Source organism: Vibrio quintilis (assembly GCF_024529975.1).
GTDB lineage: Bacteria > Pseudomonadota > Gammaproteobacteria > Enterobacterales > Vibrionaceae > Vibrio > Vibrio quintilis.
The window spans coordinates 2,415,389-2,441,817 of sequence record NZ_AP024897.1; the positions used below are offsets into that span (position 1 = coordinate 2,415,389).

22 protein-coding genes are annotated in these 26,429 nt (G+C 49.1%); 13 read left to right on the forward strand and 9 right to left on the reverse strand.

Annotation, left to right across the window (positions count from 1 at the left end):
* Window positions 1-46 precede the first annotated feature (46 nt).
* From OC443_RS11160 to OC443_RS11180, 5 genes are all read left to right on the forward strand, one after another.
* Window positions 47-241, forward strand: coding sequence for a hypothetical protein (locus OC443_RS11160; RefSeq protein ID WP_073584551.1), 195 nt, complete (start codon window positions 47-49; stop codon window positions 239-241).
* Window positions 242-478: 237 nt separating this feature from the next.
* Window positions 479-793, forward strand: a complete 315-nt coding sequence (locus tag OC443_RS11165) for a YbjQ family protein (protein ID WP_073584549.1) — start codon at window positions 479-481, stop codon at window positions 791-793.
* A gap of 5 nt (window positions 794-798) precedes the next feature.
* Window positions 799-1,248: a YbjQ family protein gene (locus tag OC443_RS11170; RefSeq protein WP_073584547.1), complete on the forward strand. Its 450-nt coding sequence runs from the start codon at window positions 799-801 to the stop codon at window positions 1,246-1,248.
* Window positions 1,245-2,027 carry a M48 family metallopeptidase gene (locus OC443_RS11175; RefSeq protein WP_073584545.1) on the forward strand — a complete coding sequence of 261 codons (783 nt, stop codon included), beginning with the start codon at window positions 1,245-1,247 and terminating at the stop codon, window positions 2,025-2,027. Before OC443_RS11170 ends, OC443_RS11175 begins: the two co-directional genes overlap by 4 nt.
* A 159-nt stretch (window positions 2,028-2,186) precedes the next feature.
* Complete coding sequence (locus tag OC443_RS11180; RefSeq protein ID WP_073584543.1) at window positions 2,187-3,524, forward strand: glycosyl hydrolase; 1,338 nt, start codon at window positions 2,187-2,189, stop codon at window positions 3,522-3,524.
* A gap of 134 nt (window positions 3,525-3,658) precedes the next feature.
* On the opposite strand, the gene OC443_RS11185 is transcribed toward OC443_RS11180, so the two are convergent.
* A complete protein-coding gene (locus OC443_RS11185; protein ID WP_073584541.1) occupies window positions 3,659-4,270 on the reverse strand; it encodes a glutathione S-transferase family protein in 612 nt (203 codons plus the stop codon).
* Between the two features lie 172 nt (window positions 4,271-4,442).
* Between OC443_RS11185 and OC443_RS11190 the strand changes: the two genes are divergently transcribed.
* Window positions 4,443-5,021 carry a TetR/AcrR family transcriptional regulator gene (locus OC443_RS11190; protein WP_073584539.1) on the forward strand — a complete coding sequence of 193 codons (579 nt, stop codon included), beginning with the start codon at window positions 4,443-4,445 and terminating at the stop codon, window positions 5,019-5,021.
* 533 nt (window positions 5,022-5,554) lie between these two features.
* On the opposite strand, the gene OC443_RS11195 is transcribed toward OC443_RS11190, so the two are convergent.
* The 6 genes from OC443_RS11195 to OC443_RS11220 form a co-directional block, all read right to left on the reverse strand.
* Window positions 5,555-6,448 carry an ROK family protein gene (locus OC443_RS11195; RefSeq protein ID WP_073584537.1) on the reverse strand — a complete coding sequence of 298 codons (894 nt, stop codon included), beginning with the start codon at window positions 6,446-6,448 and terminating at the stop codon, window positions 5,555-5,557.
* Window positions 6,449-6,468: 20 nt separating this feature from the next.
* A complete protein-coding gene (locus tag OC443_RS11200; RefSeq protein ID WP_073584535.1) occupies window positions 6,469-7,272 on the reverse strand; it encodes a MurR/RpiR family transcriptional regulator in 804 nt (267 codons plus the stop codon).
* Between the two features lie 153 nt (window positions 7,273-7,425).
* Window positions 7,426-10,116, reverse strand: coding sequence for a glycoside hydrolase family 38 N-terminal domain-containing protein (locus OC443_RS11205; protein WP_073584533.1), 2,691 nt, complete (start codon window positions 10,114-10,116; stop codon window positions 7,426-7,428).
* A complete protein-coding gene (locus OC443_RS11210; RefSeq protein ID WP_073584531.1) occupies window positions 10,113-10,604 on the reverse strand; it encodes a PTS sugar transporter subunit IIA in 492 nt (163 codons plus the stop codon). The genes OC443_RS11205 and OC443_RS11210 overlap by 4 nt, the downstream gene beginning before the upstream one ends.
* A 41-nt stretch (window positions 10,605-10,645) precedes the next feature.
* Window positions 10,646-12,133, reverse strand: a complete 1,488-nt coding sequence (locus tag OC443_RS11215) for a PTS fructose transporter subunit IIC (RefSeq protein ID WP_073584529.1) — start codon at window positions 12,131-12,133, stop codon at window positions 10,646-10,648.
* A 360-nt stretch (window positions 12,134-12,493) separates the two neighbouring features.
* Window positions 12,494-13,333, reverse strand: a complete 840-nt coding sequence (locus OC443_RS11220) for a hypothetical protein (RefSeq protein WP_073584527.1) — start codon at window positions 13,331-13,333, stop codon at window positions 12,494-12,496.
* Between the two features lie 472 nt (window positions 13,334-13,805).
* On the opposite strand from OC443_RS11220, the gene OC443_RS11225 reads away from it, so the two are divergent.
* From OC443_RS11225 to OC443_RS11235, 3 genes are read left to right on the forward strand one after another with little or no spacing between them, the layout of a single operon-like run.
* A complete protein-coding gene (locus OC443_RS11225; protein WP_073584525.1) occupies window positions 13,806-14,225 on the forward strand; it encodes a hypothetical protein in 420 nt (139 codons plus the stop codon).
* A complete protein-coding gene (gene bcsA, locus OC443_RS11230) occupies window positions 14,218-16,428 on the forward strand; it encodes a UDP-forming cellulose synthase catalytic subunit (RefSeq protein ID WP_159440349.1) in 2,211 nt (736 codons plus the stop codon). Before OC443_RS11225 ends, bcsA begins: the two co-directional genes overlap by 8 nt.
* Window positions 16,425-17,459, forward strand: a complete 1,035-nt coding sequence (locus tag OC443_RS11235; protein ID WP_073584523.1) for a cellulose biosynthesis cyclic di-GMP-binding regulatory protein BcsB — start codon at window positions 16,425-16,427, stop codon at window positions 17,457-17,459. The genes bcsA and OC443_RS11235 overlap by 4 nt, the downstream gene beginning before the upstream one ends.
* On the opposite strand, the gene OC443_RS11240 is transcribed toward OC443_RS11235, so the two are convergent.
* Window positions 17,429-18,760 carry an IS4 family transposase gene (locus OC443_RS11240; RefSeq protein ID WP_073586003.1) on the reverse strand — a complete coding sequence of 444 codons (1,332 nt, stop codon included), beginning with the start codon at window positions 18,758-18,760 and terminating at the stop codon, window positions 17,429-17,431. The genes OC443_RS11235 and OC443_RS11240 overlap by 31 nt on opposite strands.
* Window positions 18,761-18,867: 107 nt before the next feature.
* On the opposite strand from OC443_RS11240, the gene OC443_RS11245 reads away from it, so the two are divergent.
* Together OC443_RS11245 and OC443_RS11250 are read left to right on the forward strand one after the other, a co-directional pair.
* Entirely contained in the window at window positions 18,868-20,151 is a 1,284-nt protein-coding gene (locus OC443_RS11245) for a cellulose biosynthesis cyclic di-GMP-binding regulatory protein BcsB (protein WP_073586704.1), read from the forward strand.
* A 10-nt stretch (window positions 20,152-20,161) separates the two neighbouring features.
* A complete protein-coding gene (locus OC443_RS11250; protein ID WP_073586705.1) occupies window positions 20,162-22,504 on the forward strand; it encodes a cellulose synthase subunit BcsC-related outer membrane protein in 2,343 nt (780 codons plus the stop codon).
* A gap of 127 nt (window positions 22,505-22,631) precedes the next feature.
* Here the strand turns inward: OC443_RS11250 and OC443_RS11255 are convergent, their stop codons facing one another.
* Window positions 22,632-23,426: a TSUP family transporter gene (locus OC443_RS11255; protein ID WP_073586720.1), complete on the reverse strand. Its 795-nt coding sequence runs from the start codon at window positions 23,424-23,426 to the stop codon at window positions 22,632-22,634.
* Between the two features lie 143 nt (window positions 23,427-23,569).
* Between OC443_RS11255 and OC443_RS11260 the strand changes: the two genes are divergently transcribed.
* Window positions 23,570-24,481 (forward strand): LysR substrate-binding domain-containing protein, encoded by a 912-nt coding sequence (locus tag OC443_RS11260; RefSeq protein WP_073586706.1) that lies wholly within the window; start codon window positions 23,570-23,572, stop codon window positions 24,479-24,481.
* Between the two features lie 84 nt (window positions 24,482-24,565).
* Window positions 24,566-26,407 (forward strand): ankyrin repeat domain-containing protein, encoded by a 1,842-nt coding sequence (locus OC443_RS11265; protein WP_073586707.1) that lies wholly within the window; start codon window positions 24,566-24,568, stop codon window positions 26,405-26,407.
* Window positions 26,408-26,429: the final 22 nt, after the last annotated feature.

Here is a 26,429-nt window from a genome sequence, read left to right on the forward strand (position 1 = left end):
GATAATACGCATACTTGCGGCATAAAGTCACGAAGATGGAATAAAAATGATGATAAAAATGGCACTTCACTGGGATATTACCCTGCAATTTTCGCTGAAAAAGAGACAATTTTTATGGAGTACACGCTCAAAATCAGCAAAGCCGTCAACCCTGCCGGAATGCTTTTCAGTCCATCTCAGAAAGGATACCGGCTTACCCACAGACAAAGATGATCAGGCTGATTACCGAAAGTATCTATAATTTTTCAAAATAAGTTATATACCCAAGCAACCTGCATCTTCAGGTTGTTTGGGTATAAGCTCAGCTTAAGTTATCCGGCAGAATATTGTCAGTCGTCCGGCAAACCCTGAGTAAACGAAGTACAACCGGTAACCGGCCACAACTGTTTTGTCAGACAAGGTTTTTTCTGATTGCGAAACAGCACGAACTAATGCAGCATATCAATTAATTTTATATTTTACCTAAAGAGGCAAACATATGTTGATCAGCAATCTGGAAGTGGTTCCCGGAAAAACAATTACCCAACACCTGGGTCTTGTTCAGGGCAGTACAGTCCGGGCCAAAAATATTGGCCGTGATATGATGGCCGGCCTGAAAAACATTACGGGCGGCGAGCTTAAAGGATATACGGAGCTGCTGGAAGAATCGCGCGAGGAAGCGATGCAGCGGATGAAAGCACAGGCTGAATCCATTGGTGCGAACGCTATCATTAACGTGCGCTTTTCTACTTCTTCTGTCGCTCAGGGTGCTTCCGAAATCTTTATTTACGGAACGGCTGTGGTTGTGGAGTAAACGCCATGGACGCACTCTTATCCCTGATTACATTTATCGTCCTGATTAATCTTGGCTATTTTGCCGGACGCTATCTGGAAAAACGCCATTATCAACGCATTTTGCAGCGTGAAGACGAATTTCGCGATCTGGTGGTCACACCGGGGCGTCAGATTCCTGATGAGGGCGTGAAAGAAACCATGCTCGTCTGTGGCAGTGTGGTGATTTCCGTTGACTACTTTAAGCGGATTCTCGCCGGGCTGCGCATGATCTTCGGCGGCCGGTTAAACAGTTATGAAAGCCTGCTGGACCGGGCCCGCCGTGAAGCGATCATCCGGGTACAACAACAGGCCAGAACTCAAAATGCATTTGCCGTCTATAATTTGAAAATGGAAACTTCATCGATCTCGAAAGGCCGTGGCAATCACATCGGCAGCATTGAAGTGATTGCGTACGGCACAGCGTTAATTAAATGACATTCCCACGGCAAAATCCGCGCATTCCGGAAGGCATTAATAATCCCGCAGCACATCCGCTGCGGGAGCTGATTTTTCTCGGGCTGGGGTTATGTGCCCTGCTTCTGCTGGCCGGCGTTCTGATCTGGGCCGTGCTGACCCGCAGTGCACAGTGGATCCCCGTGAGCTGGGAAGCGCGGATTGCACCGGAGATATCAACCGCAGCAGATTATCAGGCATCCCGCCAGAAACTGCAAAAGCGCCTGGACCACTTACTCGCCGCGATGTACATCCGTCCGGAGGTGGATTTTGATCCGGATGTGAAAGTCACCCTCAATATCGTTGAAAGTGATGAACCCAATGCTTTCGCCACACTTGGGCCTCAGATTTTTATCACCACCGCACTGCTCAGTGATCTCCGGTCAGAAACAGGACTGGATATGGTACTGGCGCATGAAGCGGCGCATATCGTTCACCGCGATCCCATCCGTACAATGGCGGGTACACTCGGCATTCATCTGCTGATGTCGATGATCACGGGCAACACTCAGGTCTCCGCTCTGACCGGTTCAGGCAGCCAGCTGTTACTGCTCAGTTATAGCCGGGAACAGGAAATGGCAGCCGATGATCTGGCGCTGAAAACACTCTATCAGGTACATGGCACGCTGAGCGGGGCCGATGAATTTTTTCAGCAAATCCTGAGCAAAGATAACAACCTGCCTTCTTTTCTTTTAACACATCCGCACCCGCAGGAACGCATTGAACACATCCGCCAGATGATGCAGCAATACGATTTCTGAGTTACATATCCGTCTCCAACACATTCATAACCGGGTCTGATGACCAAATTCAGCGACCATACCGCTGAAGATTTTATAAATTTCCGTCGTATATCACTTTGGTCTGTTTTCATTTCTGATAATAATGAAACTGAGTTTATATAATTAGGGAAAATATCGATGAATAAATTTATGATAAAATCACTCGCCCTCTGTACATTCAGTTGCTGCGTTGCTGCACAAACCCAAACAACGTCTGAAGATCCGGCATTTACGATTCTGCGGGACAACCCACAACCTGTCAGTACGCATTTTTACGGGCAGGGCTACTGGAGCTGGGTCGATCAGTGGGGAGGGCATATTTATAACACTGAGCCGATAGTTGCCGAACTGAATCTGGACACACTGAGAATGGGCGGTATCAACAACGATAACAGTGAACCGGAACCATTCACAAAAACCAAAATTGATGAATCGATCGCTTATGCTGATGCGATTGGTGCCGAACCTCTCTTCCAGTTACCAACGCTCAAAGACTGGAATGGCAATGAAGCCTCAGTCAAAAGCGCGATGGAAATCGTCAAATACATGAATGGCGAAAAGAACTTCCACGTTAAATACTTCTCTATTGGTAATGAGCCCGACTATTATGTCGCCGGTGGATATAAAGACAGCAGCTATACTCCTGAAGATACCTGCAATTTATTCGCCAAAATCAGTGATGCCGTCAAAGCTTATGATCCGGATACCGTTATTCTCGGACCAGACTTTGCCTATAACAATACGGTCAACCCGTGGCTGAAACCATTTGTTGAAAACTGCAAAGGTAAATTCGACGTATTTACCATGCACCGCTACCCATTTCATCCCTTGTTGACCACCAAATTCAATGTACTCAATGATGAAGACGCCTATCGGTATACCCTGCGCAAAATGAGGGATTATCTTGATGAGCATGGGCTACAGGATATCCCCCTGGCCATTACCGAAACGAATGTGACCTGGGATGGCGATCCAGACAACGTTCATTTAGCCGGCAGTCCGGGGACATTTCTTGCGGCATTGTGGGCAGCGGATATTTTAGGTGTCTCTTTGGAAGAAAAACTATGGAACCTCTCCTTCTGGAGTCTCAGTGAAGAATGGGATATCTCATTTTTAAATGTCGATGATTTGTCACCCAAACCCGTTTATTACGTTTTACAGCTGTTTTCTCAACATTTCGGCGATCAGGTGTTACAGGTTGAAAATAATGTCGATGCGCAAGGCATCTCTGTTTATGCCGGTGAAGACTCAGCTTCAAAAAATGTCACACTGGCAGTGATTAATAAAAGTGATGAAGCGAAAACCTACCGTTGGGCCATCAAAGATTCAAACTATTACACCCGGGTATTTGAGCGAACTTTCCCGGCTCTGTCTCTGACCTTTTTAATTCAGACCCCCACTTTTGATAAACCACAAGCCTGGCAATATACACAGGCAATGGCGGATAAAGCGCTGCCTCCTCAACCGTTACAATAACCCGGTTTCAGGACTGAAGTTCCGCAGACAGGATATCTATCCCACCGTGATATGCCAGCCATCATTGCTGGCATATTGTAGGCAGTGGTAACAAAGTACGACAGCAGTAACAAAGCACGACAACGATGACAAAATTACTTCTGGAATGCAGGCCGGGCTGCAATCATTTGTTGCCAGCGCAACAGATAAGGATGATGTTCAACCGGAATTTCCATGGCATTATGAGCCATGCCGAAAAACACAAAAGCGGTAATATCTGCAACAGTAAACCGGTCACCGGCTATATACTCACTTTCCGCCAGCCGGTCGTTTAACTGACTTAAGAAACTGACCGCCCGTTGTTTGGCTTCTTCTCCCCATGCCGCCACACAGTTTTCCCGATCCTGATAGATAGCTTTGATATGACGAAATGCAAACGACACCATTTGCAGCCCCTGAAATTCCACGATCCGCTGCCACATCTCAACCTGTGCTTTTTCTTTGGCTCCGGTACCAAACAACGCTTTATCATTCTTCACGCTTTCATCAAAATAACTACAAATGGCAAGGCTTTCACTGATGGTGGTGCCGTCGTCCAGTTCAAGCATCGGCACTTTACCGTTGACACTCTTGCGCTGATAGTCTGAGTTCAGGTTGTCTCCCTGTCGTACATTGATTTCAACCCGCGCCACCTCAACACCAATTTCTTTGAGAAAAAGACTGACACGCTGGCAGTTCGGCAACACACTCATTTCATAAATTTTCATTCTTTTTTCCTTTTGATGATTTCTAACTGATCGTTCTGAATTCATATTTAACCCAATATCTGAACGATCAGTCAAGAATAATCTGGTAAACTATTTGCAATTTTGATCGAAAACCCGGCCAAACCCCTCCGGTAAATCAGGCTGCAACCAACAGGCAGAAGAACTCACAGACATGGCAAGAAAAGCAAATTTTGACAGGCAGGAAAAATTATTAGCGGCAATGGAATTATTCTGGAAAAAAGGATATGCCAACACTGCTATTTCAGATCTGGTTGAAACCCTGAACATCAATCGATTCAGTCTTTACAACACTTATGGTGACAAGCAGCAGCTGTATTATGAGGCCCTTGAAGCTTACATGAATCATGTTTCGATTCCTGCGACAAACCTGCTTGCCGGTGATGAAGCTGATTTAGACACATTGACAGAATTTCTGGAAAGCTTTGCCCGGCGTCAGCGGGAAAAAAAGTGCGGCTGCTTTGTTCAGAATGCGCTGATTGAACACGCCGGAGAAGACCCGCAGGTCTTGCGTAAGGGGCATTATATTTTTGACTATCTGCTGGAAATCTTCACCAAAGCGCTCGAAAACGCCAAGCGTAAAGCGCAAATTTCCCCGGACACAGATACAGACAATCTGGCAAAGCTGCTGTTAAATCACATCCAAGGCATGCGGGTGCTCGGCAAAGCCATGCGATACGAAGATCTGGATGAAGCGCTGGCGTGTTTACTGGGGCTGATTCGCCGGGGGTAGCCTGGCGGCTGCTTTTCTTCTGATTTTACCTGATATCAGAAGTATCTGACTTTTGTGGATTATTTGGTGCGCTGGTGCGTTTTATGGGTTCAAGCAGCATTTGGTGTACACGCCCCAGTTACTCTTTTTGCTCTGCCAAAAAGACTAACGGTAAAAAACAGCCCCCGGAATCGCTTTGATTCTGATGCTGATTGAGTGAATCACCTGTGAACCGGGGTACGGTTCGATTCGCATCCTGCTCTGCGAACCTTGAAATTCATCCATGAATTTCAACGCCCTCTGATTTGAAGAACGCATCAGAAAGCGATAAGGGGGAAACTAAAATATAAAATCATCCACCAGCCAAAGCTTAAGCTATCCAATATGCTCCGGATAAAAACCCAGGATGGGTTTTTAAGGCTTTTCAGCACAAGATGTGCGTAAAAGCCGTTCCGGATTCAACCACAACAGCCGGATAAAACAGGATTTTTGGATACTTTTCATCCATTGAAAAGTATCTGGGGCGCGAGCGCCAAACCACCGCAAAGGAGCTGTCAGCGCCCCAGCCACGCCGCTCCGCGGATCCCGCTGCTGTCCCCGAATTCCGCCTTCTTAAAACATAAATCCGCAACATCCGTAAACAGATACGGCAGGGTCGCCTGAGGCAAATCGCGGTATAACTCATCGACATTCGATAACCCGCCACCCAGTACAATCACATCCGGATCGAGGATATTCATCAACGCCGCAAAACTTCTGCCCATCTGATCAATCATCTGCTGATAACACTCAGTCGCCAATGCATCACCCTCCCGCATCAGTGCAATGACCTCCGGCGCTGCAAGTTTCTGGTCAGTTTTAATGGTGTAACTCTTCTCCAGACCGGTGCCGGAGATGAACTGCTCGACACAGTTATCCCGGCCGCAATAACAAGGCCGCACCGGACCATCTTTCGCGGCTGAGTATCCGGGCAGCGGATTATGGCCCCACTCGCCGCCAATCGCATTCCGCCCGCCCCAGACCTGCTTATTCAGAATCAGACCGCCGCCACAGCCCGTGCCTAAAATCGCACCAAACACGACTGCCCCGTCCTTTCCTGCACCATCGACCGCTTCAGACAACGCAAAACAGTTGGCATCGTTGGCAATATGAATAATTTTTCCGCTCGCGCCGGCTAAGTCTGCCTGTAAATCATGTCCGTTTAAAAACGTACAATTGGCATTTTTAATCAGCCCGGTCGCCGGACTGACCGCGCCGGGAAGCCCGATACCAACCTGACATGATTCGCCAACCTGCGCTTCAGCCTGTGTGATTAAACCAACGACGGTTTCAACAAATTGATCATAACTCTTTGGTGTTGGTGTTCTCTGTTTAAACTGCGTACGGCCATCGTGGTCAAGAACACATACTTCGATTTTCGTTCCGCCGATATCAAATCCTATTAACATAAATCCCCTGCTTATTCTGGTTATTTCGGGAGCAGATAATTCTTCTCAGTTTCCATCCAGGTCTCGATCGAATCGCGATACCGGGTGATGTAGTGACAATAAAGAAAGTCAATTGCCATCAGTAAAGGCAACTGCGCTGAAATCATACCCGTTGACTCTTCTCCCTGAAGTGATGATGTCAGCAAAACATAATCTGCCAGTACCGCCATACGCGATTTTTTATTGGACGTCATACAAACCAGTATCACTCCCCGTTCTTTCAGCGTATGCAGATATTTTACCAGCCGCTCGTTCCGCCCGTTGAGTGAAATCACCAGCAGCAGATCGCCGGACTGCAATAACGGGCCGTACATATCCATCGAATCGACGTCAGCGATAATATCAACAAATTTACCCAGACGCCGGAACCGCAGCTTCAGATCCTGCGCGGCCAGTGTACTGAATCCGGCACCATAGACATGAAATCCCGGACGGGAGTGAATCTCCTGACTCAGTTTTTCTGCCGTTTCTCCATCCAGCAATTCATACACCTGGTGAAGAATATTGACGTATTCATGGTGCAGCGCGCTATGCTGATCGTCCGCTGTCACCGGTGTTTTTTCATTCAGTTGCTGCTGATAACGGTAGTAAAATTCCTTGAAAGAGGAGAATCCCAGCTTTTTGGTAAACCGGGTCAGTGAAGAAGCGGACACATCAATCTGTTTTGCCAGTTGCTCGATCTTATCCGGCACCGGATTTGCCAGCAGATAATCCGCGATCTGGTGCTCTTTGCGGGTAAACTTGACCCGCGCGTAAGCAATCATCATTTGCAAGTCGTTATTCATTCTCTTCTTCTGAACCTTTTCCGAGCTTTTTGCCACCGACAGAACTGTTGTTTGTTCGCTCCCTCCGCCAGTGAAGAGAGCAATGACTATACCCAAGCAACCTGAAGATGCAGGTTTCTTGGGCATATCATAACCTGTCTGATTCAGTGAATCTCAACTGACCGGCAAAAATTTGAAGGTTTTCACCTGCTTCGGTGCAAATCTGCCCAGTTGAACACGACCGGCCTCAATCGCTGACTCCCCGATCACGGCCTCGCTGAGGCTGACTTCAAACACCTGCGTCACTGCTGGCGGCAAATGAATTTCCCCCCCATGCCCGATCGGATGAGAAGACGGGTTAAACAGCCGGATCACAACACCATCGCCGCCGGCATCCGGTTCTGCCCGTTTCACCGCACTGCAAACCAGCGCCGGTGCATCAATATCAAGCAGACCCAGCGATGCCGGCAACAGATTATCCAGCGGATTCACTCCGAAATATTTCATCGTATTGGTAAAGCGGTTCAGCTCCTGCTGTTGATAACTCAGCGCAGGCACCGCGAACCGTTGCCACTGCCGCATGATGTCCGCCGGATTGAACTGCTCATTCAATATCAGTCCGGCGCGGAACGACAGAGGCTGCAGCAGTTGGCTGTCCGGCGAAGGAATGTATTTGAACTGCTGGCCGGAAGCGATGCCGGGGCGGCGTTGCAGGTCAGGCTTACCCAGCCAGCCGACCGAGCGGAACAGTGTCAGTGCCAGTTCACCGCTTTCTCCGGATCCTTCATTTCCTGCGTGACGCTGTGGCTGAATCACCTCATATTCTTTGATGCCGCAACTCAGTAATGTCAGCGTTTTTTCCGCATTGCTCAGGGAAACATGATGCAGCAGCGGATAAATACAGGATGGTTCTTCCTTCCAGCCTTTCTCCCGCCAGTCATCGATTCTCGGATGCTGATGAGGGCGGCTGACGGTGCCGAATGGGGTATCCGCGATACTGCCGGTGGTAATCACATCGGTGGTAAACACCAGTTGCATCCGGTGATCACACGCCTGGTTATCGATATCCAGCCTGATATCCAGCGGCTGATCATCTGCCAGCGTCAGTTCAAACCGGTACGTCAGTGCTGCGGACGTTTTGTGTTGCTGTCGTTCAGCCAGATCTGCCGGCAGTTGCCAGATACCTTCAATAATCATGCGCTGGCTGAGTGGTGTACACCGGACTTGAACGTCCGCCTGGCTGAAATCCAGCCGGAGCATCCAGTCCTGCACCGGAGGAGAATAATCGTAATTATCGCCATCATCACCCATATCCCGGACAGAAAGGAAATCCGGCCAGTGTGTGCCGCTCTGATGATCATCCAGTGTCAGGCAGCCATCAGCACAGGTAATCGTGCACCGGCTGTTGCTGATTTGCTGCTGAGCATGATCAAGCAAGGCAACATCCTGTACCGGTTGCTTCTCCTCTGTGAGCTGTAGACAACGCAAACCCAGCGCCGGAAGGGCCACCTTCAGCTCAATCTGATGCTGATAATAATAAAGGGCCGGATCATGTTCACTTTCACTGCGACGGATCGACCCCCGGTAACAACGCTCCGAACTCAAAATACTGTAGTCAACACATTTCCCGCTTTCATCACGCAATGTGAAATACGGCAACGCCGTATCAATACCGGCGGTCATCCGCTCACTGCGGGCATAAGGCAGGGTGTTAAAGAACACCAACTGCTCTGCCTCCGGTTCACTGCCAACCGACTCTGAGAGTTTACGCACCAGAAAATCCACGCCTGCCGCAGACATCTGGTCAGCTTGTACCAGGCGTTGCAGAATCTGTTGGTTGGTCCGGTCACTGTTACAGCCACCGGCACTGTCATGTGCGTGACAACGCAACAGTTGCTTCCAGATACTGTTGACCAGCGACGGTTTATAATCAATTCCCAGATGATCGGCCAGCACCATCAGTGGCTCAAGCACATGCGTCAGCCGGATCTCTGCCTGATCATTGAGCTGCTTATGATCATAACGGGTCGAATAGATGGAACGGTGAATTTTGGAGAACTGGGCATCAATCATCTCACCTTCCACCACAAACGGCTCGCGCACCTGCGCCTGAATGCCCTCAAACAAAGCTTCATAGCTGCTTTCAATGAAGTGATGTCCGGCATGGGTGTGCTGATTATAATGTTCAATGTGAGACTTCAGATCCGCATCGACTTTGATCTGATCGGCGCCAAAAGGAAACGGCACGTGACTGCTGCGGCTGTCCGGGGATACCATCGCCACAATTTCATCCGGATCCATCCCGGCAATTTGCGGCTCTGCCAGATAGTAACCATTGCGAATCTGATAACAGCTGATTTCACTGCCATCTTCACTGCGCCAGTTGAATTCGCGCCACGGGCAGGCATCGCGGGATAATCCCCGCCAGAACACACTGTGCTGAATGCCGAATCCGGCATAGATTTTCGGCATATCGATACTCTGACCAAAGGCATCAGGCGCATATCCCATCATCCAGCATTTCCCCAGCGATTTCGCCGCCTGAATCCCCAGTAACAGGTTTCGGACAATCGACTCACCGCTGACGATCAGCTGATCACACTGTGTATACCAGGGACCGGTTTTCAGATGACCGTTCTGCACCAGTCGCTCCAGCCGGGCCCGGTTTTCCGGCACCAGTTCGAGATAGTCCTCAACAATACTCATCTGCCCGTCAAGAATGTATTGATTCAGCTGCCCTGATTCGAGCGCCTGAAACAGATCATCCATGTGATAGACCAGCTGTACCGAAGATTCAGGATGAGTGAAATACCATTCAAAATCCCAGTGGGTATGGGGAATGACATGCACTGTTTTTTCACTCATGCCCGGCCTCCGGTCACATCTTCGATCGCCGCAGTAATGGTTTCTTTGTCACCATGATTGAGCACATCACGAAATGCCTGTTTCATATTGGCGCGGGAAATCGCAATCAGCGGTGCCATCGCTTCCTCTCCGCCTTTGAGCGGGATGGCAAATGCCACAGCGGTTTTTACCGGACGTTCATCCATCGTTTCCCACGGAATTTCATTGGCAAAATGAACCACCCAGATCCCGGCATGTTTCACCTGCCTGCTCTTGGCGTGTGGGGTTGCGATCTGATCTTTAAAGCCGGTGGTATCTTTTGTTTCCCGTTCTGCCAGCGCAGAGAAAAATGCGTCTGCGGAACCCACATATCCGGCCTGGTGCATCTGCTGCGCAATAAACTTCAACGCCTGATCGCGGGTGGTTGAATCCGGGTCAGTGATCACGTGATCAGCCTGAAATGAAGGGCGATCTTCCCCGGACGACTTTTTAAACCATTTGCTAAACATATATTTTCCTCATTGATTCTGTTGCTCTGCCGCAGGGACTTTTATTCTGCCGCAGGTGCTTCCGGACGCCAGATACCGATAATCACCGCGGTCAGCAAAATACCTGCGCCGGTACAGAGTAACCAGGACACCACCGGAATCGGTTGTTCGATATAGCCGATAACCGTACCCAGCGGTGAGCCCAGACCACCAAAGTTTTTAATTCCCCACAGTCCGACCAGTCCGCCAGCCAGCGCCGAGCCACACACACTGGCGACAATCACCTGTAACGGATGCGCAGCCGCAAACGGAATCGCCCCTTCTGAGACGCCGACCAGCCCCATCGCACACGCTGCATTGGCAGTATTCTTTTCTTCGGTATTAAATTTTTTCTTAAATAAGCGCGACGCAACAAACACTCCCAGTGGCGCAATAGAGATCGCAGCCTGTACCGCAGTAAACGGCAGCAGATTCGCACCTTCCACACCATATTGTCCGAGCGTATCGACAAACACAGCGGTACTGAATACATAAGCGGTTTTATTGATCGGACCGCCAAAATCAAAGCCGATCATGCCGCCAATCACTGCCCCGATCAGGAAGGAGGAACCTTTATGTTCTGTGATCAGTACATTCAGCCAGTGATACATGGTATCCATTGCCAGAGAGATAGGTTTTCCGATGCCATAAAGGACAAAAATGAAGATAAAAAAGGTAGAAATCACCGGAATAATCATAATCGGCACGGCCGGGCGCAGAATTTTCGGCCATGGCACCCGTTTCAGGTACAACACAAAGTAACCGACAATAAAGGCAATCAGCAGTGCGGCCAGAAAGCTCCCGCCAGTCTTGGTGCCGAGAAATGTCGGGTCATTGGCGATGTATGCGCCGATCATCGCCGGAGCAATGGCCGGACGGTCAGCAATCGAGTTCGCCACAAATCCGGCAAACAGCGGAATCATGAGCGTGAAACCGACTTTACCGACCGTGAACAGGTGTGACATAAAATAACCCAGCGCTGTGGTTTCATCGAATCCCCAGTTGACCAGATGCCCCTGCGCATCACTGTTAAATGCAAAGATATTGGCTAATGCCAGCAACAAACCACAGGTTGCCATCGGAATCATGTAGCCCACACCACTCATGGTATGGCGGAAAAATGCGTTATGGCTGGAAGTGCCAATAGTCACACCGCCGCCGACGGATGTCCCTTTGGCACTTTGGATCGCATCAGCCACAATTTCTGCTTTAGTTTTGGCGTCTTCAATCACCCGCGCCGCATCAGCAATCGCATCATTGGTGGAAACCTGATACACCCGCTTACCCATAAAACGTGCTAAGGGAATCGTCACATCACTGGCAATAATCACCAGATCGGCTGCTGCAATCTCGGATTCAGTCAACGGCGTTTGCGTGCCAATGTTACCCTGTGTTTCCACCCGGATATCATAACCATGCCGTTTACCCGCCTCTATCAGGGCTTCTTCTGCCATAAATGTGTGCGAGATACCCGCGGCACAGGAGGTTATAGCTACTACTTTCATCATCATTACCGCCTTGTCAGCATCAATGTAGGAGTTATTTTCACGTCATCACACTGACTCTTTTTTATTGTTCAATCTGTTGTTGCTTTCAATCTGTTGTTATGGTCAGGTGACAGTTTTTACCATACTCCTGTCCGGACATTTGGCAAAAAACTTTCATTTTAAAGTTTAATATTGGTCACATTTGGTTTTTATTTGATTGTTTTTTTCAAAAATGCGTATAATTACTGATAATATTTTCATCAATAATGGACAGGTGTCTGCATAAAAATATCAGGAACCCGGTCCGGTATTGTGCCGGAGCAGGTTGACCTGTAGAGAATACGTCTTCAGGGGAAGGATGACCGGAGATGACCGGACAGGTTATCAATCAGCCACAGGATTGAAATCCGCTTTTTTCGGGCAAACAACATGGGCGGCTTTCAGATGATACATTTCAACTTCAGGATGGCTGAAGAAGCCCATTTCCCAGGGGTTTTTGGTAATAAAAAGCTCTTGTATCTGCGCAAATACCGGATGGGATTCCGGCACCTGAAACACCTCACCTTCAATGATGCTGTAATTCCACTCAATCGCCTGTTCGAAGGTAAATGTGGCCCGGCTGTCAATCGCGAAGTAACAGCGGTTTTTACGTCTCAGCAGCTTAGATTTAAATGTGCTGGGAAAAGTAATGAAAAATATATCGTCTTCTTTGGTCGACAAAAAAGCCATGACTGTCGTATGTGGCTGGTTCTCAGCATAGGTCAGCAGTACGCCAATCTTATTGTCATGTTCTTCAGCATCAATTTCCGGCAGAGACTCTAACGGTGTCACGGGTAAGGGCTGCGGTGGCCGGGTATCCGCCGGAAAATTGTAACCCCCGGCTCTGTATTCTTTCACCGCAGAAAGACCGTAGAACACCTGATATTCAACCGCGTCAATGGTCGCTTCATACTCTGAAACAGCGGTAACCACACCTTTGAAAGACAGCCGGTAAACCTTTAATTCAGCATCATATTCGGAAACGCCGGTGCGGTTATCCAGATGCAGGGTAACAAGTTGCTCCGGATTCAGTTGATGCCCTTTGGGAAAAGTCAGCTTCAGCCGGGTATCTGACAGGATTTGCACGCCGCAGATATAAACATCCATGCCCTGCGCCGGGTAAGTCCCCATCACGCCTAAAAGATGTGTACCAAGTAACGCCTCAAGTTTGTTTCCGGATGTCATTGTTGCTGAGTCTCCCTGTCCATGTCGTCAGATCAGACACTTCGGTCAATATACCACCGTCTGATTATCGCGGTTTACTATAAACCCGGAGCGTGTGTTGTTTCAATGGGTCAGGTCCATCTCCGCGGGCGATGACTCTGAATGAGCTGATTTCTTCGCAAAGACCCACAGGTTTTTCGTAAAAGGCATCATATTTTTGACTATTTACCGGAAATCTTCACCAAAGCACTCGAAAACCCAAAGCTTAAAACACAAATTCCCCGGACACAGATATATACCCAGGCAACCTGAAGATACAGAATTCAGGTTGCCTGGGCATCTTTGTGAACTTGTCTTTGTATTCAGTGTGTTGAATAGCCATTTATCGGCTAAGCTTATTCATAATGCTGTCCTTCATCTTTTCCCGTGAATGCGTTTTTTCATTCAACATTTGTAAGCTGTTTTTATCACCTGATTTGATAAAGGAGAAAGAATGAACACGAAGATCAGTCCGCCGGAAAGGTCTGCCTTGTTTTCAGGTGAAAACGAAACCATCTGGCACAAACGGTTAGATCTGTTCCTCCGTGCTGAATACATCATGAAAAGATTTCAGCTCATCTTCGCCCTCAGCCTGGGTATTTGTCTTCTCAGTATCACATTTCTGGGCTTTGGGCTGTTTTCCGCTCAGATCATCACAGCCGTTCCTTTTACTCTGGCACTGCTCACAACATTGATTTCCGCTTTTATGGCAACGTTTTTCAAGCCATTAGTTCGTTTAAGCCGTTCACATCGTAACGACTTGTCCCGCAGGTTCTATCAGAATCATATCCGGGTTGAATTTCAGGATAATGCCATTCTGCTCAGGAACATCCGAAACTCACAAATCATCATTTACCGGAGCAGGCATGGATAAATCCGGACAAAAACATCCAGAGAACCGGCAAGTTCAGTCTGGCCGGTTCTCTGATAAGGCACTCAAAGCCGGTATAATGATTTGCTTTGCACTGCTCGCTGTTCTGGCGGCCGTACCCGCCGGTCCTGAATCACAGCTCTACATATCCCTGAGCGTGATTGCTTTTGTCTATGTCATGTCATCCACAGCGTTACAACATAGTAAGCTCCGCGAAATCTGCCGGATTACTGCGATTGTCGCCGGTTCTTTGCTCTCTGTCCGTTATCTCACCTGGCGCGGATTGTATACGTTACAAACCGATGATTTACTGTCACTGGCCCCGATGTGGATCCTTTTTGCTGCTGAAATATATTCTGCGGTGGTCCACTTTTTCGGCTGCTTTGTCAACATTTTTCCCCTGCGCAGGCCGGTACTATCCCTGGACAACTACGACGACGAACAGATTCCGGTCATAGATGTCATGGTCCCAAGCTACAACGAACCGGAAGAATTACTCGATATTACGTTACGTGCAGCGCTGATGATGAATTATCCGGCCGGCAAAATGCATGTCCACCTGCTTGATGACGGCGGCACAGACCAGAAAATCAATCAGGCCGACACCGAACGTGCCCGGGAAGCCAGAGAGCGAAGAGCCACTCTGCAGAAACTTTGCCTCGGACTTGGTGTTCAATACCATACCCGCGCTGAAAACCTGCATGCAAAAGCCGGCAATATCAACAGTGCGCTGCCCGCTTGCAACGGCGACATCGTCGTCATTCTGGATGCAGATCATGTCCCCACCACCGATTTTCTATCCCGGACGGTGCCATGGATGATTAACAACGACAATATTTTTCTGGTGCAGTCGCCACACTTTATGGCGAACCCGGATCCGGTTGAACGTAATTACTTAGATGCTTTTACCAGGATGCCTTCAGAAAACGATATGTTCTACGGCATTGTTCAGCGAGGGCTGGATTTCTGGTCTGCCTCATTTTTCTGTGGCTCTGCCGCCCTGTTAAGACGAAAAAGTATCGATATCGTCGGAGGCATTGTCGGTGATTCGATTACCGAAGATGCGGAAACAGCTCTGGAACTGCATTCCCGCGGCTATGAATCAGTTTATGTCGAACAGCCCCTGGTCAGTGGCCTTGCACCGGAAACCTTTTCGTCTTTTATTCAACAGCGCATTCGCTGGGCGCAGGGCATGGCTCAGATTATGATCATCAAGAAACCCTTCTTCAGACCCGGATTAAGCTGGCATCAGAAATGTGGCTATATGAGTTCGATTGTGTTCTGGCTGTTCCCCTTTTCCCGGCTGGTATTTTTACTGTCACCGATGGGGTATCTGGTGTTCGGTCTGGAACTGATTCACGCATCTTTTATTGATGTTCTGGCTTATACAATTCCCCATGTCATCGTGACAACCCGGATATCCACGGTTCTGTTTGGCCGGAACCGGTGGCCGTTTATTTCTGAAATGTACGAAATTCTGCAATGTACATTCGTTTTCCGGGCCTTACTGACCGTTTTCCGCAATCCGCATCATCCTTCATTTCTGGTGACACCGAAAGGTGAAAACCTCAGCCACGATCATATTTCTTCCCTGTCCGGTATTTTTTATTTCCTGCTGGCACTGACGATCATCAGTAATATTGCCGGGATTTATCAGTATTACCATGCACCGCTCTCGCGGGAACTGACCATTTTCGTGATTATCTGGAACAGCTTCAACCTGCTGCTGTTTTTAGGCTTGCTTGAAGTCCTGATTGAAAAGAAACAATTGCGCAATTATCCGCGGCTGCCGGCGTACGATGATGTGGAGATTGAATTTCAGGACGGACAAACCGCTTCAGGCTGTCTGATCGACTTAAGTGTGGACGGCGTCAGACTCAGGCTGAATCAGGCGCAGCCGCTCCCCGAAACCGTTACCTTATCCGTCTTTGCCAATGCCCTGAATCAGCAAATCAGGATTCTCTGCCGGGTACGGGGTCAGAGTGAACAATCCGGGGAAATCCGGCTACAGTTCATCACGCAGAATAGTGAAGACAAAAATAAAGTGGTTGCATTCGCGCTGGGTGACAGTGCCCGCTGGGAAAGTTTTCAGCGGCGACGGACCCGGCCGATCTCTTACTATTACGGCATGAAACAGGTACTGACCACAAGCTTTAAACCGGTCTTTAAACATATTTGGATTAGATTACAACAGAGATCATCATGACACGAAAAAAAATAAGATTACCGGCGCCGGATATCAGATTGGTTTTTATGCTTTTGGTGAGTCTGCTCCCCTTGAGGACAGCAGCCGGAAATTTAAACACATTCCGGCTCAGTGAATTTCATACCGGCGACGCGATTATGCGGCTTGCCGGGGAAAGCGCCGGAGAAACCCTGACCATTCCGCTGTCACCGCTGGTTGAAGTGACATCGGCAACACTCCGTCTCAAACTCACATCTTCTATCGCTTTACAGAAACGACGCTCCATCCTGAGTGTCAGGCTGAACAACGCCACCATTGCCCAGATTGCTTTCGACCCTGAGAAGCCGGATCTGTCCGCTGATATCAAACTCCCCGTTTCACTGTGGCGCAGCCAGTACAATGCACTGACTTTTGCAGTCAGTCATCATGCTGAAATTTGTCAGGCCAGTCAGTCTCCGGATTTGTGGAGTGAGATCAACCTGTATGATTCCATGCTGACACTGGACACAAAAGTTAAGATCGGACAGCTGAACCTGCAAAAACTGTCGGCTTTTTTTCATCCGGGAATCGGTAGTCAGCAACAGGTAAAAGTCTTTACTTTCACACAGGATAAGGCCCCTGGTCTTATCCGGACACATGTTTTGCCGGCAATTGCTCAGGCACTGGCATTACGCCGGGAGTACAGGAGTCTTACTTTTGATTATCAGGCACTGCCTGAACCAGCACTGCCGGCCGGAAATTCCGGCACGCCGGAACAAAACGCAGCTTACCTGCACAGCAGCTGGTATACCGGTAAAAAGCAAAGTGATGAATTACATATCCTGACCGGCACCCGTGAGACATTAGCGCCTTACCTGCCGGATACAGTCACCCGGGACATTAAAGGCCCGTTTCTGCGTATTCAGAAAACGCCGCCGGTTCTGAAAGGAAAAGATATCCTCATCGCCCCTCAATACCGGCTGATTGTGTCCGGCCTTACCGCCGCAGAGGTACTGAAAGCCGCCACAACGCTTAACTCCTATCACTTAAGGTGCTTGGAGCGAACTGGATAGCGGGTCTTACTTATACGAACGGTCCTTGATTTGGGCCGTTTTTTTCGCTCAGGCAAGATGTAGCGTTTTACACGTTCACGCATCGCCCTCAGTTTTTTGGGGATCGAGCCTGGTGAAGCTATTGCACACCACATGAGCTCGTCCTGGATATCTCGAAGCGCCATCATAAAACTGATCCGCAAAGGTGATACCCCTGCCTCTTTAGCAATACGGCTTATCTCCAAACGAACAAGGTTGTAGGCGATAAGTATTCCCCATATTTCTTGTTCCACTCCCTCAACTGACTGGCTTCGCAGTAACACTTCATCCTCAAGCATATCGTGCTTTATTTCGCCGTAGCTGTTCTCAACTTCCCACCGCTCAAAATAGACATCAAGCAGAGATTGGAGACTATACTGGCTGTCGGTTAGAGAGGTAAGGAGCCCTTTGATATGGTTGGGTTGCTCTTGCTCCGGGTAAAGAACGAGCCTTGCTTGCCATTTTTCAGGTAGGCTCGGGTCTTGCCTTAATGCATGTTGAGAGACGCTCATCTCCACTATTAAATCTCGACCCTCCTCATCCAGCTGTTCGATAACTTCATACTGAGTATTAGATTTTATCGGGGTCATCCAATGGCTTGAACCGTGTTGTCGTGACCAGTTAATCATCAGCTCTGCACTTAGGTAGCATCGGTCAAAAATAGTAAGGGAGTTGGCAGGAACTGAGGGAATGAGCTGCTTTGCATAGTTCACTTCGCCTGTAGAACTTGGGCCAAAAGCAACATTATAGAGTAGACGGCTGCGTAGGGAGCAAAGTGCACATAATCTGACAATAGGGTATTCGGTATGGCGAGTTTTGCTGTGTTTAACGTAATGAAAATGTTCGGCCAGAGGACTGGTATCATGCGTTCTAAACTGGGTGCCATCGACCGAGAAAAGTCTCAGCCCATACCATGTATCTTTATTGTCTTCCGCACCTGTCCAATGCTCGGCTGTTAAAGAGAATAGGGCTTCGAGAGGTTTGGCTGTTAATCGCTTTCTTGCTTGGGGTATAGCGCTTGGAGCAATGGACTCTCCCAGAGAATTAGAAAGCTTCAGATCTAATTTATCAAGTACATCAGTAATAGGCCGGTCACGGTACAAACCAATTCCAACAACGAGCCAGACTACGAGCTCAGCAGGTAGCTTTCGCCGCCTCATGCTCGCTTTATTTGTTTCATCAAGTGCTTGATTTATCCACTCTAGTGGAAGCTCTTTTTGAAAGAGTGCAAGAGATTCCGGAGAAGCAAAGTCATCAACATCAATAAGCCAGTGAGCCAACATAAAAATACCCTCAAACATAAATGCTTGAGGGTATTTTCAACCAACCACAGGATCGTTCAACTGATCATTTACTTAACTGATCGGAGTTAGCCACAACGCTGGCTTATATGGATGATGCCCTGAACCCTGATGCTCAAATCAATATTCTGGCACAGTCTGATTCCCTTCAGCCTCCGGCACAAAAGATCACGCTACAGCCCGGAAAAACTTACTCGTTTAAGCAAACAGGCGCGGAATCTGCCACATTTAACGGCAGCGGCTTGTTTGTTAAAAATATTGATGTCCGCCTGCCTGCCGATTTTTTCGTTCCTGAAAGTGCAACATTCAAAATGGCATTAGATTTTAGTTATGGCGCAGGGCACGGCACCGGCTCCGTACTGAATATTCTGGTGAACGATGACATTATTCACGGCTTTGCAATCGACAATGTCAACGGCAACGCATTCCGGGATTATCTGCTGTCTGTTCCGGCCCGCTACTTCCGGGGTGGTATCAATAAAATTGCATTCCATATCTCACAGGAAAACCAACCGGCTCAGGGAAAATGTGCCCATACCAGTCATTCATTTTTACGCTTCCATTTAAGCAACACATCGACCCTCAGTATTCCGCAGGCAGACCACCTGTCCATCCAGCCGGACCTGAGGCTTCTGGCCGGAACCGGCTACCCGCTCGCCCGCTTCACCGATCAGGGCCCCAGTCTCCTCTACCTCACCCGGCCCGATATGATGTCTGCCGCACTGACGCTGACCGGCAAACTGGCTCAGGCTGCCGGAACCTTTATTCCGGATGTCGCAATTGCCTTTGGTGTTCCTGAACAACTGACGACAAATGCCATCGTACTGGCAAAACCAGCCGACTTAAATGAATCTTTATTCAGCCATGTCTCAGCCTCTGTGGCGAAAGTGAAAAAGTGGCCTTACAGGCTGCAAAACGAACTGTATAACCGGGTTGTGAAGGGTTCAGAGAATCCGGACAGAAAAACAGCTGCAACAGATTTTACCCTGCAGGAAAGTTCTCTGGGCTCGCTGGCAACATTCATTGCAATGAAAAATCCGGCAACCGTAAAAAACGGCACGCTGTTTATCATCGCGGCTGACAGCAGTAAAACATTGACTCAACGGGTCAGCCAACTGGTCAAAAGTCCGTTATGGAGTCAACTGTCCGGTGATTTTTTCGTATGGCAGGATGCCAAAAAGCCGTTATTAGTGATGCAGGTTTCCGGCCGGTTCAATATAGGTCAGGCCCGAAAATGGGCGGAGCTGGAAGCCTGGGTGTCCAATAATCCGTGGTACTGGTTAGCCGGCGCATTGCTTGTGGTTCTCCTGACCAGCCTGATCATTTATGCATTAATCAAACGCAGATATCAAAAAATCAAACAGGCATGGTGACGCAATTAAGATGAAATTCATAGCATGGTTGCCCCTGGGGGTGCTGGTCTTTATTTCCGGAACAAACCGGGCAGAAAATGTGTCAGTCCGGTATGAAACACAGCATGTCGATGTGCGCCATCTCCGGGAGCAGGATAGGGTTGACGACATACCAGACACAAAGCCGGATACCACAGCACTCTGGTATTACATCCGTGAGAACAAAAAAGCATGGGCCAGGCAGGAATCTGAACAACTGAAATTGCACCATCCCCGCTGGCAGCCTGAACCGGCACTGAAAGAGGCACTGGCCGAACTGTTCAGAAAAAAAACCAGGCAGGAACTGGCATTTACCCGGGTCAGCCAGACGGATGAAGAAACATGGCCCACACTATCATCAGATCTGGTCAGGCTGGCTTCGGAATATGCGTTCAGTACCGGAAAAATCAAATATCACAGCCTGATGGGCTGGATTTTCATTCAAAGGAAAGCTTACGCATCCGCCATCAAACATTTCAGTGTCATTGAACAGAAAAAAATATCCGCTCCGGAGAAAACCGACGATGAGATACAGGACCAGGACAATGCGGGAGAAGGCATCCGTATTGCTGTCGCCGGGCTGGTCTCAACAGCAATACAGGATGACGAACCACAGCGCCTGTATGCACTGGCAAAACAATATCCGCAGCAACCTGTCAGTGAGTTTACCGATAACCGGGCCTGGGAATATTATGAGCAGGAACAATATGCCAGAGCCCTGAAGTGGTTTGAATTTTCACACAATTATTTTGCACAGGTCGTCACCCTGAAACAACTGGAGCGGGAACAGGAAGCCGGAGAGCTGGCCTGTGCTCATTTGTCCATTGAACAGCTCCCCGGTTTTTGCGCTGACAGCTATGCGCAAAAGCAGGCTGAGCTGTTTGACCAGAAGCAGTATCAGGCCAGCCTGCAGGCCGCCGCAAAAATCAGCGCTATTCAGCCATTAAATGATGACCAGTCCGGACTCGTCGCCTGGGCGCATTATCACCTCGGACACAGAGATCAAAGTGTGAGGGCTTTTATCCGCCTGATCGCGCAGGAGCCGGATAATGTCGATTATGCAGAAATCCTGACTAAACTTCTGGGAAGCGATTCCCCTGAACTACAACAGTTAGCGGCACAATATCCGCTGATTGAAGATGAAATCAAAGCCACACAGCTGGAATCAGCATGGCTACGCAAACAGTTTGACCGGTTTGACAGGCTGCAGTACCAGCCTGAAACGCATCAGAATCTGACACTGGAATCCGGGCTGAGCTGGCGAAAGACTAAAAGTGATGATGCAATAGCCAGTACCCGCTCTCAAAGCTATTACACCGGTTTTTCTGCCAACTGGTATCAATACCTTGCGGGGGTGCGTATTGATTACCGAAAAACGGAAAGTGAGACTCCGGACACCGGGGAATGGTATGGTCTGCAACCATTAAATCAGCCATTTACAGCACAACATCAGGTCAGGAAAACAGGATTCAGCGCTTATCTCAAACATCAGGGCCAACACTGGAATCTGCTGGCCGGACTGAGCTACCACAAACCCGCAGACAACTTTCAGTCACAGCTCAGCGGGAAGCTTTCTGTGGTCCGGTTTTCACCGGAAATGACCGTTGCTGCAACCCTTTACCGGGAGCCGGTTACAGATAGCTTACTGAGTGAATCCGGCATGTTTAATCAGGCATCCCAGCGGTGGGGCGCGGTCCATGCCAATGGCGTGAAAGGTCAGATCTCCGTCCCGCTTCATCCGGCATGGTCTGCCGGTTCTGAGCTTGACCTCGCCTGGCTTGAAGGTGAGCGGGTGAAAGCAAACCGGAAGCTGAACCTGACACTCAGCCTGACACATGATCTTACCGGACATGAACAGACGCTGGATTATCTGCGGGTCAGCCCTTTTCTCAACTGGCTCAGCTATGACAACAATCAGAATACTTACACCACAGGTAATGGCGGTTATTTCAGTCCGGAGAATTTTATCAGCGCAGGCAGCAGGCTGAGTGTTCTGACAACAGAGAACCGTCGCTGGCAGGTCAAAGCCGGTCTGTCTCTCAGTTACAGAGCCAGCCAGCCGGGCAATCTTCGCCGTCTGCCCTATTCAACCCCTTCATTTCGTGTCCCACAAAGCTCTGACCGCGGTTTAAACATCAGCGGCGAACTGGAAGGACAGTTACGCTTAACCCCTCACTGGACGCTGGCCGGGCTGTTCAAAATCGCACATGGTGAAGACTACAGAGAGGCCAGCGCAGGCATCCAGCTACGCTGGAACTTCTCCGCAAAATCCGGCGTAACCAGCGATATCCTGATTTCGTCATCGCCCTATCAGGCTGACTATGCCTGGTATTAGTCTGTCTTTTCGTACCCGGTCAATTGTACCCGGTCAATTGATCCCGGTAAGTTTACCGGTTCAATCCTGTGTATTGCGCTGGCACTGAGCGGGATAACCACATTTAAATTGCGCAAATCAACACCCGCTAAACCAGAGAAACCGCCCAGAGATGTTCATAAATAAGCTTTGCTGTCATCAGCATGGTCACTGAAATAAACACCGGCCGCACGATACGGTGACCATGGGAAATCACAAACCGGCTTCCGGCCAGTGAACCAGCGATTTGACCGACTCCCATCACAATACCCAGCGTATAATCAACATGACCCAGAATAATAAACAGGATCAGCGACACAAGGTTTCCGGCCAGATTCAGCGGCTTGGTCATCATGCTTGCCTGCCGGATGGTGTAACCCAACAGAATGACAAAAGCAATCATCCACAGCGAGCCGGTACCGGGGCCAAAAAAACCGTTATAAAAGCCAATCAATAAGCCACACCACACCATAAACCGGGAGGAAGAGATCTTCGGCTGTGCTGCCGTCACCGATTTCAGCTGTTTTGACAACACGGAATAAAGTGTGATGGCACACATCAGTACCGGCAACAAAATTTCCATGGATTCCTTATCAATCAGACTCACAGCAAAAGACCCGGCCAGTGCTCCGGCAGATGCACAAATAATCCCCGTCATCAGTCCTTTGCGCGGCAACGACTGACCGGACAAAAAAATCACGGATGTCGTCAGTTCCCCGACAACCGCCTGCAACCGGTTAGTGCCGAGAACCGCCATCGGCGGTAAACCGGCCAGCAGTAATGCCGGCACGGTAATAAGACCGCCGCCCCCGGCGATTGCATCAACGATCCCGGCAATCACCGAAATCACAAACAAAAACAAATAAATCCCATCTCCGGAATTCAACAGCGATACGTATTCCATAGTCTCTCCTGTGACAACGAATTCAATCAGTGACATCCTGCGACCCGGTTCTTTCCTGCTCTCCGGGACTGTTTACCGTTGTAACATGTGAGAGTATGTAGTTAAATTAACGCATTCTTATTTAATCATTAAGATTAAACTTAATGCTGACTTCAAAAGATATCGAATTTTTCATCACTATCGCCGCCAGTAAATCGCTGGCCGCAGCCGCCAGAAAAATGAATGTCACTCCGCCAGGTGTGTCCCAGCGTTTGCAGCAGATTGAACGAAAGCTGGGTGTGACGCTGGTCGAAAGAAATGCCCGCTCAATTTCACTCACCGCGGAAGGTGAGCTGTTTGCCCGCAAAGGACAGCATATCCTGACGGAGCTGGAAGACCTGCATCAGGATGTGTCTGATGCAAAGCAGGCGATTGCCGGCGATCTTAAAATCGTCTCGCCGCTGGGGCTTGGCATTTATCATATCGGCCCGCTGATTGCGGAATTTCAGCGCCTCTACCCTGCGGTCAATGTGGAACTGAATTTGTCCGATGCACCAAAGTGGTCTGCACACCACAGCCCCGACATCATGCTTTATATCGGGCATCTGCAGGACTCATCGCTGAAAAGAGTGGTATTAGCCAAAAACAGACGGCTGTTACTGGCTGCACCGTCCTATATTGCATCCGCCCCTGATTTAAATCATCCCGGCGATCTGGCGCACCACCGCTGTATTGCCCTGCGGGAAAATGATGAAGATGCCACCATGTGGCGCTTTACTCACCGTGAATCCGCCCATGTCACCAGCGTCCGGATTACACCGGTGCTGTCAAGCAACGTCGGACAGGTGACAAAAGACTGGAGTCTGGCCGGACAAGGGATTATTCAGCGTTCACAATGGGATGTCCGGACTGAACTGGAAGCCGGCACCCTCACCGAAATCCTGCCGTGTTATCAGCTGGCGGATGCTGATATCGTTGCCCTGCTTTCTTCGGAGCGCCTTCGCCGCCCCGGAAAAGTGACCGTTTTTCTGTCGTTTCTGCAACAACAGCTCCCGGCCCGGCTAAATGCAGGATAGGAGATACCCGGAGAATCATGTACCCTGTCGTCCGGACAGCACAGAGCTTCTTTCTCAGCAAACATCAAGATACAGAGAAAACACGTGAAATATATTAATTATCTGGCGGGCTTTATCGTCCTTGGCATCACCACCTGGATTGGCATGATCGTGTTTGACGATACCCCACACCGCCCGGCACCTCCTGAAGTAAATGCCTTTGATCAAAGCGTATTTCATCTGATTGAAAACAGCTCCCGTGATGAAGTCTGCCGGTATATACAACAGCACCGTCACCAGATTCAGTTTCCTGACGACTTAATTCATCAGGTACTGGACACCGGAACTTTCCTGTCTGCAACCTGCCTGTTCAGGGCTTTTCCAAAACGTTATCAGAAAGCGCTTCAGGCACAATGGAAACACGCCCTGTTGCAGGGAGATGTACAGCAGGTCAGAGCACTGACAGAGCTGGGCGTGGATATCCGTCAGCCGGTTCAAATCATGTCCGATCAAAAAGTACCGCAGATGGCCACGATTATTACCGGAGAAAAAACAGTCACGCGGCTTGAGACCCGTCAGGTACAGGAAAAGAAATCTCTGAGTTATCACTCAGCTTTGAACGCAAATGACCGGATACTCAGAACCCTGCCCCATCATCCGAAAACTGTTTCAGCCCTTGTCAAAGATACGATTTATACCTACGACTATATCCATTTTCCTCAGTCACTGACCCCGGAAGCCCGCAGGATGATGCTTGAAGGCAAAAGAGTCGACAATATTTTCGAAGATTACATAATTCTCAATTACACCCCGATGCAAATTGCGGTCAGGAACCATCATGATGATCTGATTGAGCTGCTGTACCACAGAGGCGGCGATATATTCAGACTGACAGACGGTACGCCCGCCATACAGTTAATCGATAATGAAGCATTCGTCCGCCGTCTGTTTGCTGAACACTCAGAACTGCCACCGCCCGGCCCGGCAATCATTCGTGATGATCTCAAACGCTTTCTGGCCGGTTTCAACCCGCAAACAGCTGATTTATCTTATCTGTCGATGCTGGCAACGTACTTCAATGCAGAGCAAATCTTAAACTGGATGAAACAGCATCAATTGCTGGTCACCGGCTGGCACCGCACGCTGAGTGCCGCACTGTCCTGTATACCCAAACGACCTGAAAATGTGCTGAAAAGCGTTTTAAATGACGGGGCAGATTTAAATCAGCAGATATCCGGAGAAGCCGTTTCCGTATGGCTCCGGCAACAACTTTTACCCCTGAGAGGAACAACACCGGCATTACGTGAAGACTTCATCACCCGTCTTCACCTGCAGGATCAGCACATGTACTCTCTGGACACTTTGATCAAAAAAATACTTTCAGCAACGGGGAATGCTTCCGGTGAACTCATTTTTGAGCAATACCGTTTGCACAGAAAACCCATCCACCGGGCCGCGATTAACGGAGATATCCGGACCTTAAAAGCACGCCTTGCACACAACCCCGCCGTCATACAGCAAAAAGATGATCAGGGTAAAGATGCGGTATTTCTGCTGCTTGAGTATCACAGGATGAAGTATTTGCCGGAACTGCCTCAACCGGAAAAATATATCAATACCGAGACAAATGCGGGTGAGACCCCGTTGATATACGCCGCCCAAAAACTGGATATGCCGCTGATGAAAAAACTGATTTGGTATGGTGCCAGTCTGAAAACCCAACGCCACAATTGTGACGCCGTCACTTATGTGTTTCAGCACACCCCGGCCCTGCGGGCAAGAAAACAGCTCAGAGCCAGATTAAAGTTAATCACCAACCGGGCAATGAGGCTGCCGGAAAAAGACGGCCAATATGAAGAGATGCTGCTGTTATTACAAAAAACCAGACAGGCTCAGGCCTTACCAGCCTGCCAGGACAAAGAGATGTCCCGGTTCAGTCAAACATGACCGGATGCAACGTTCACTGATA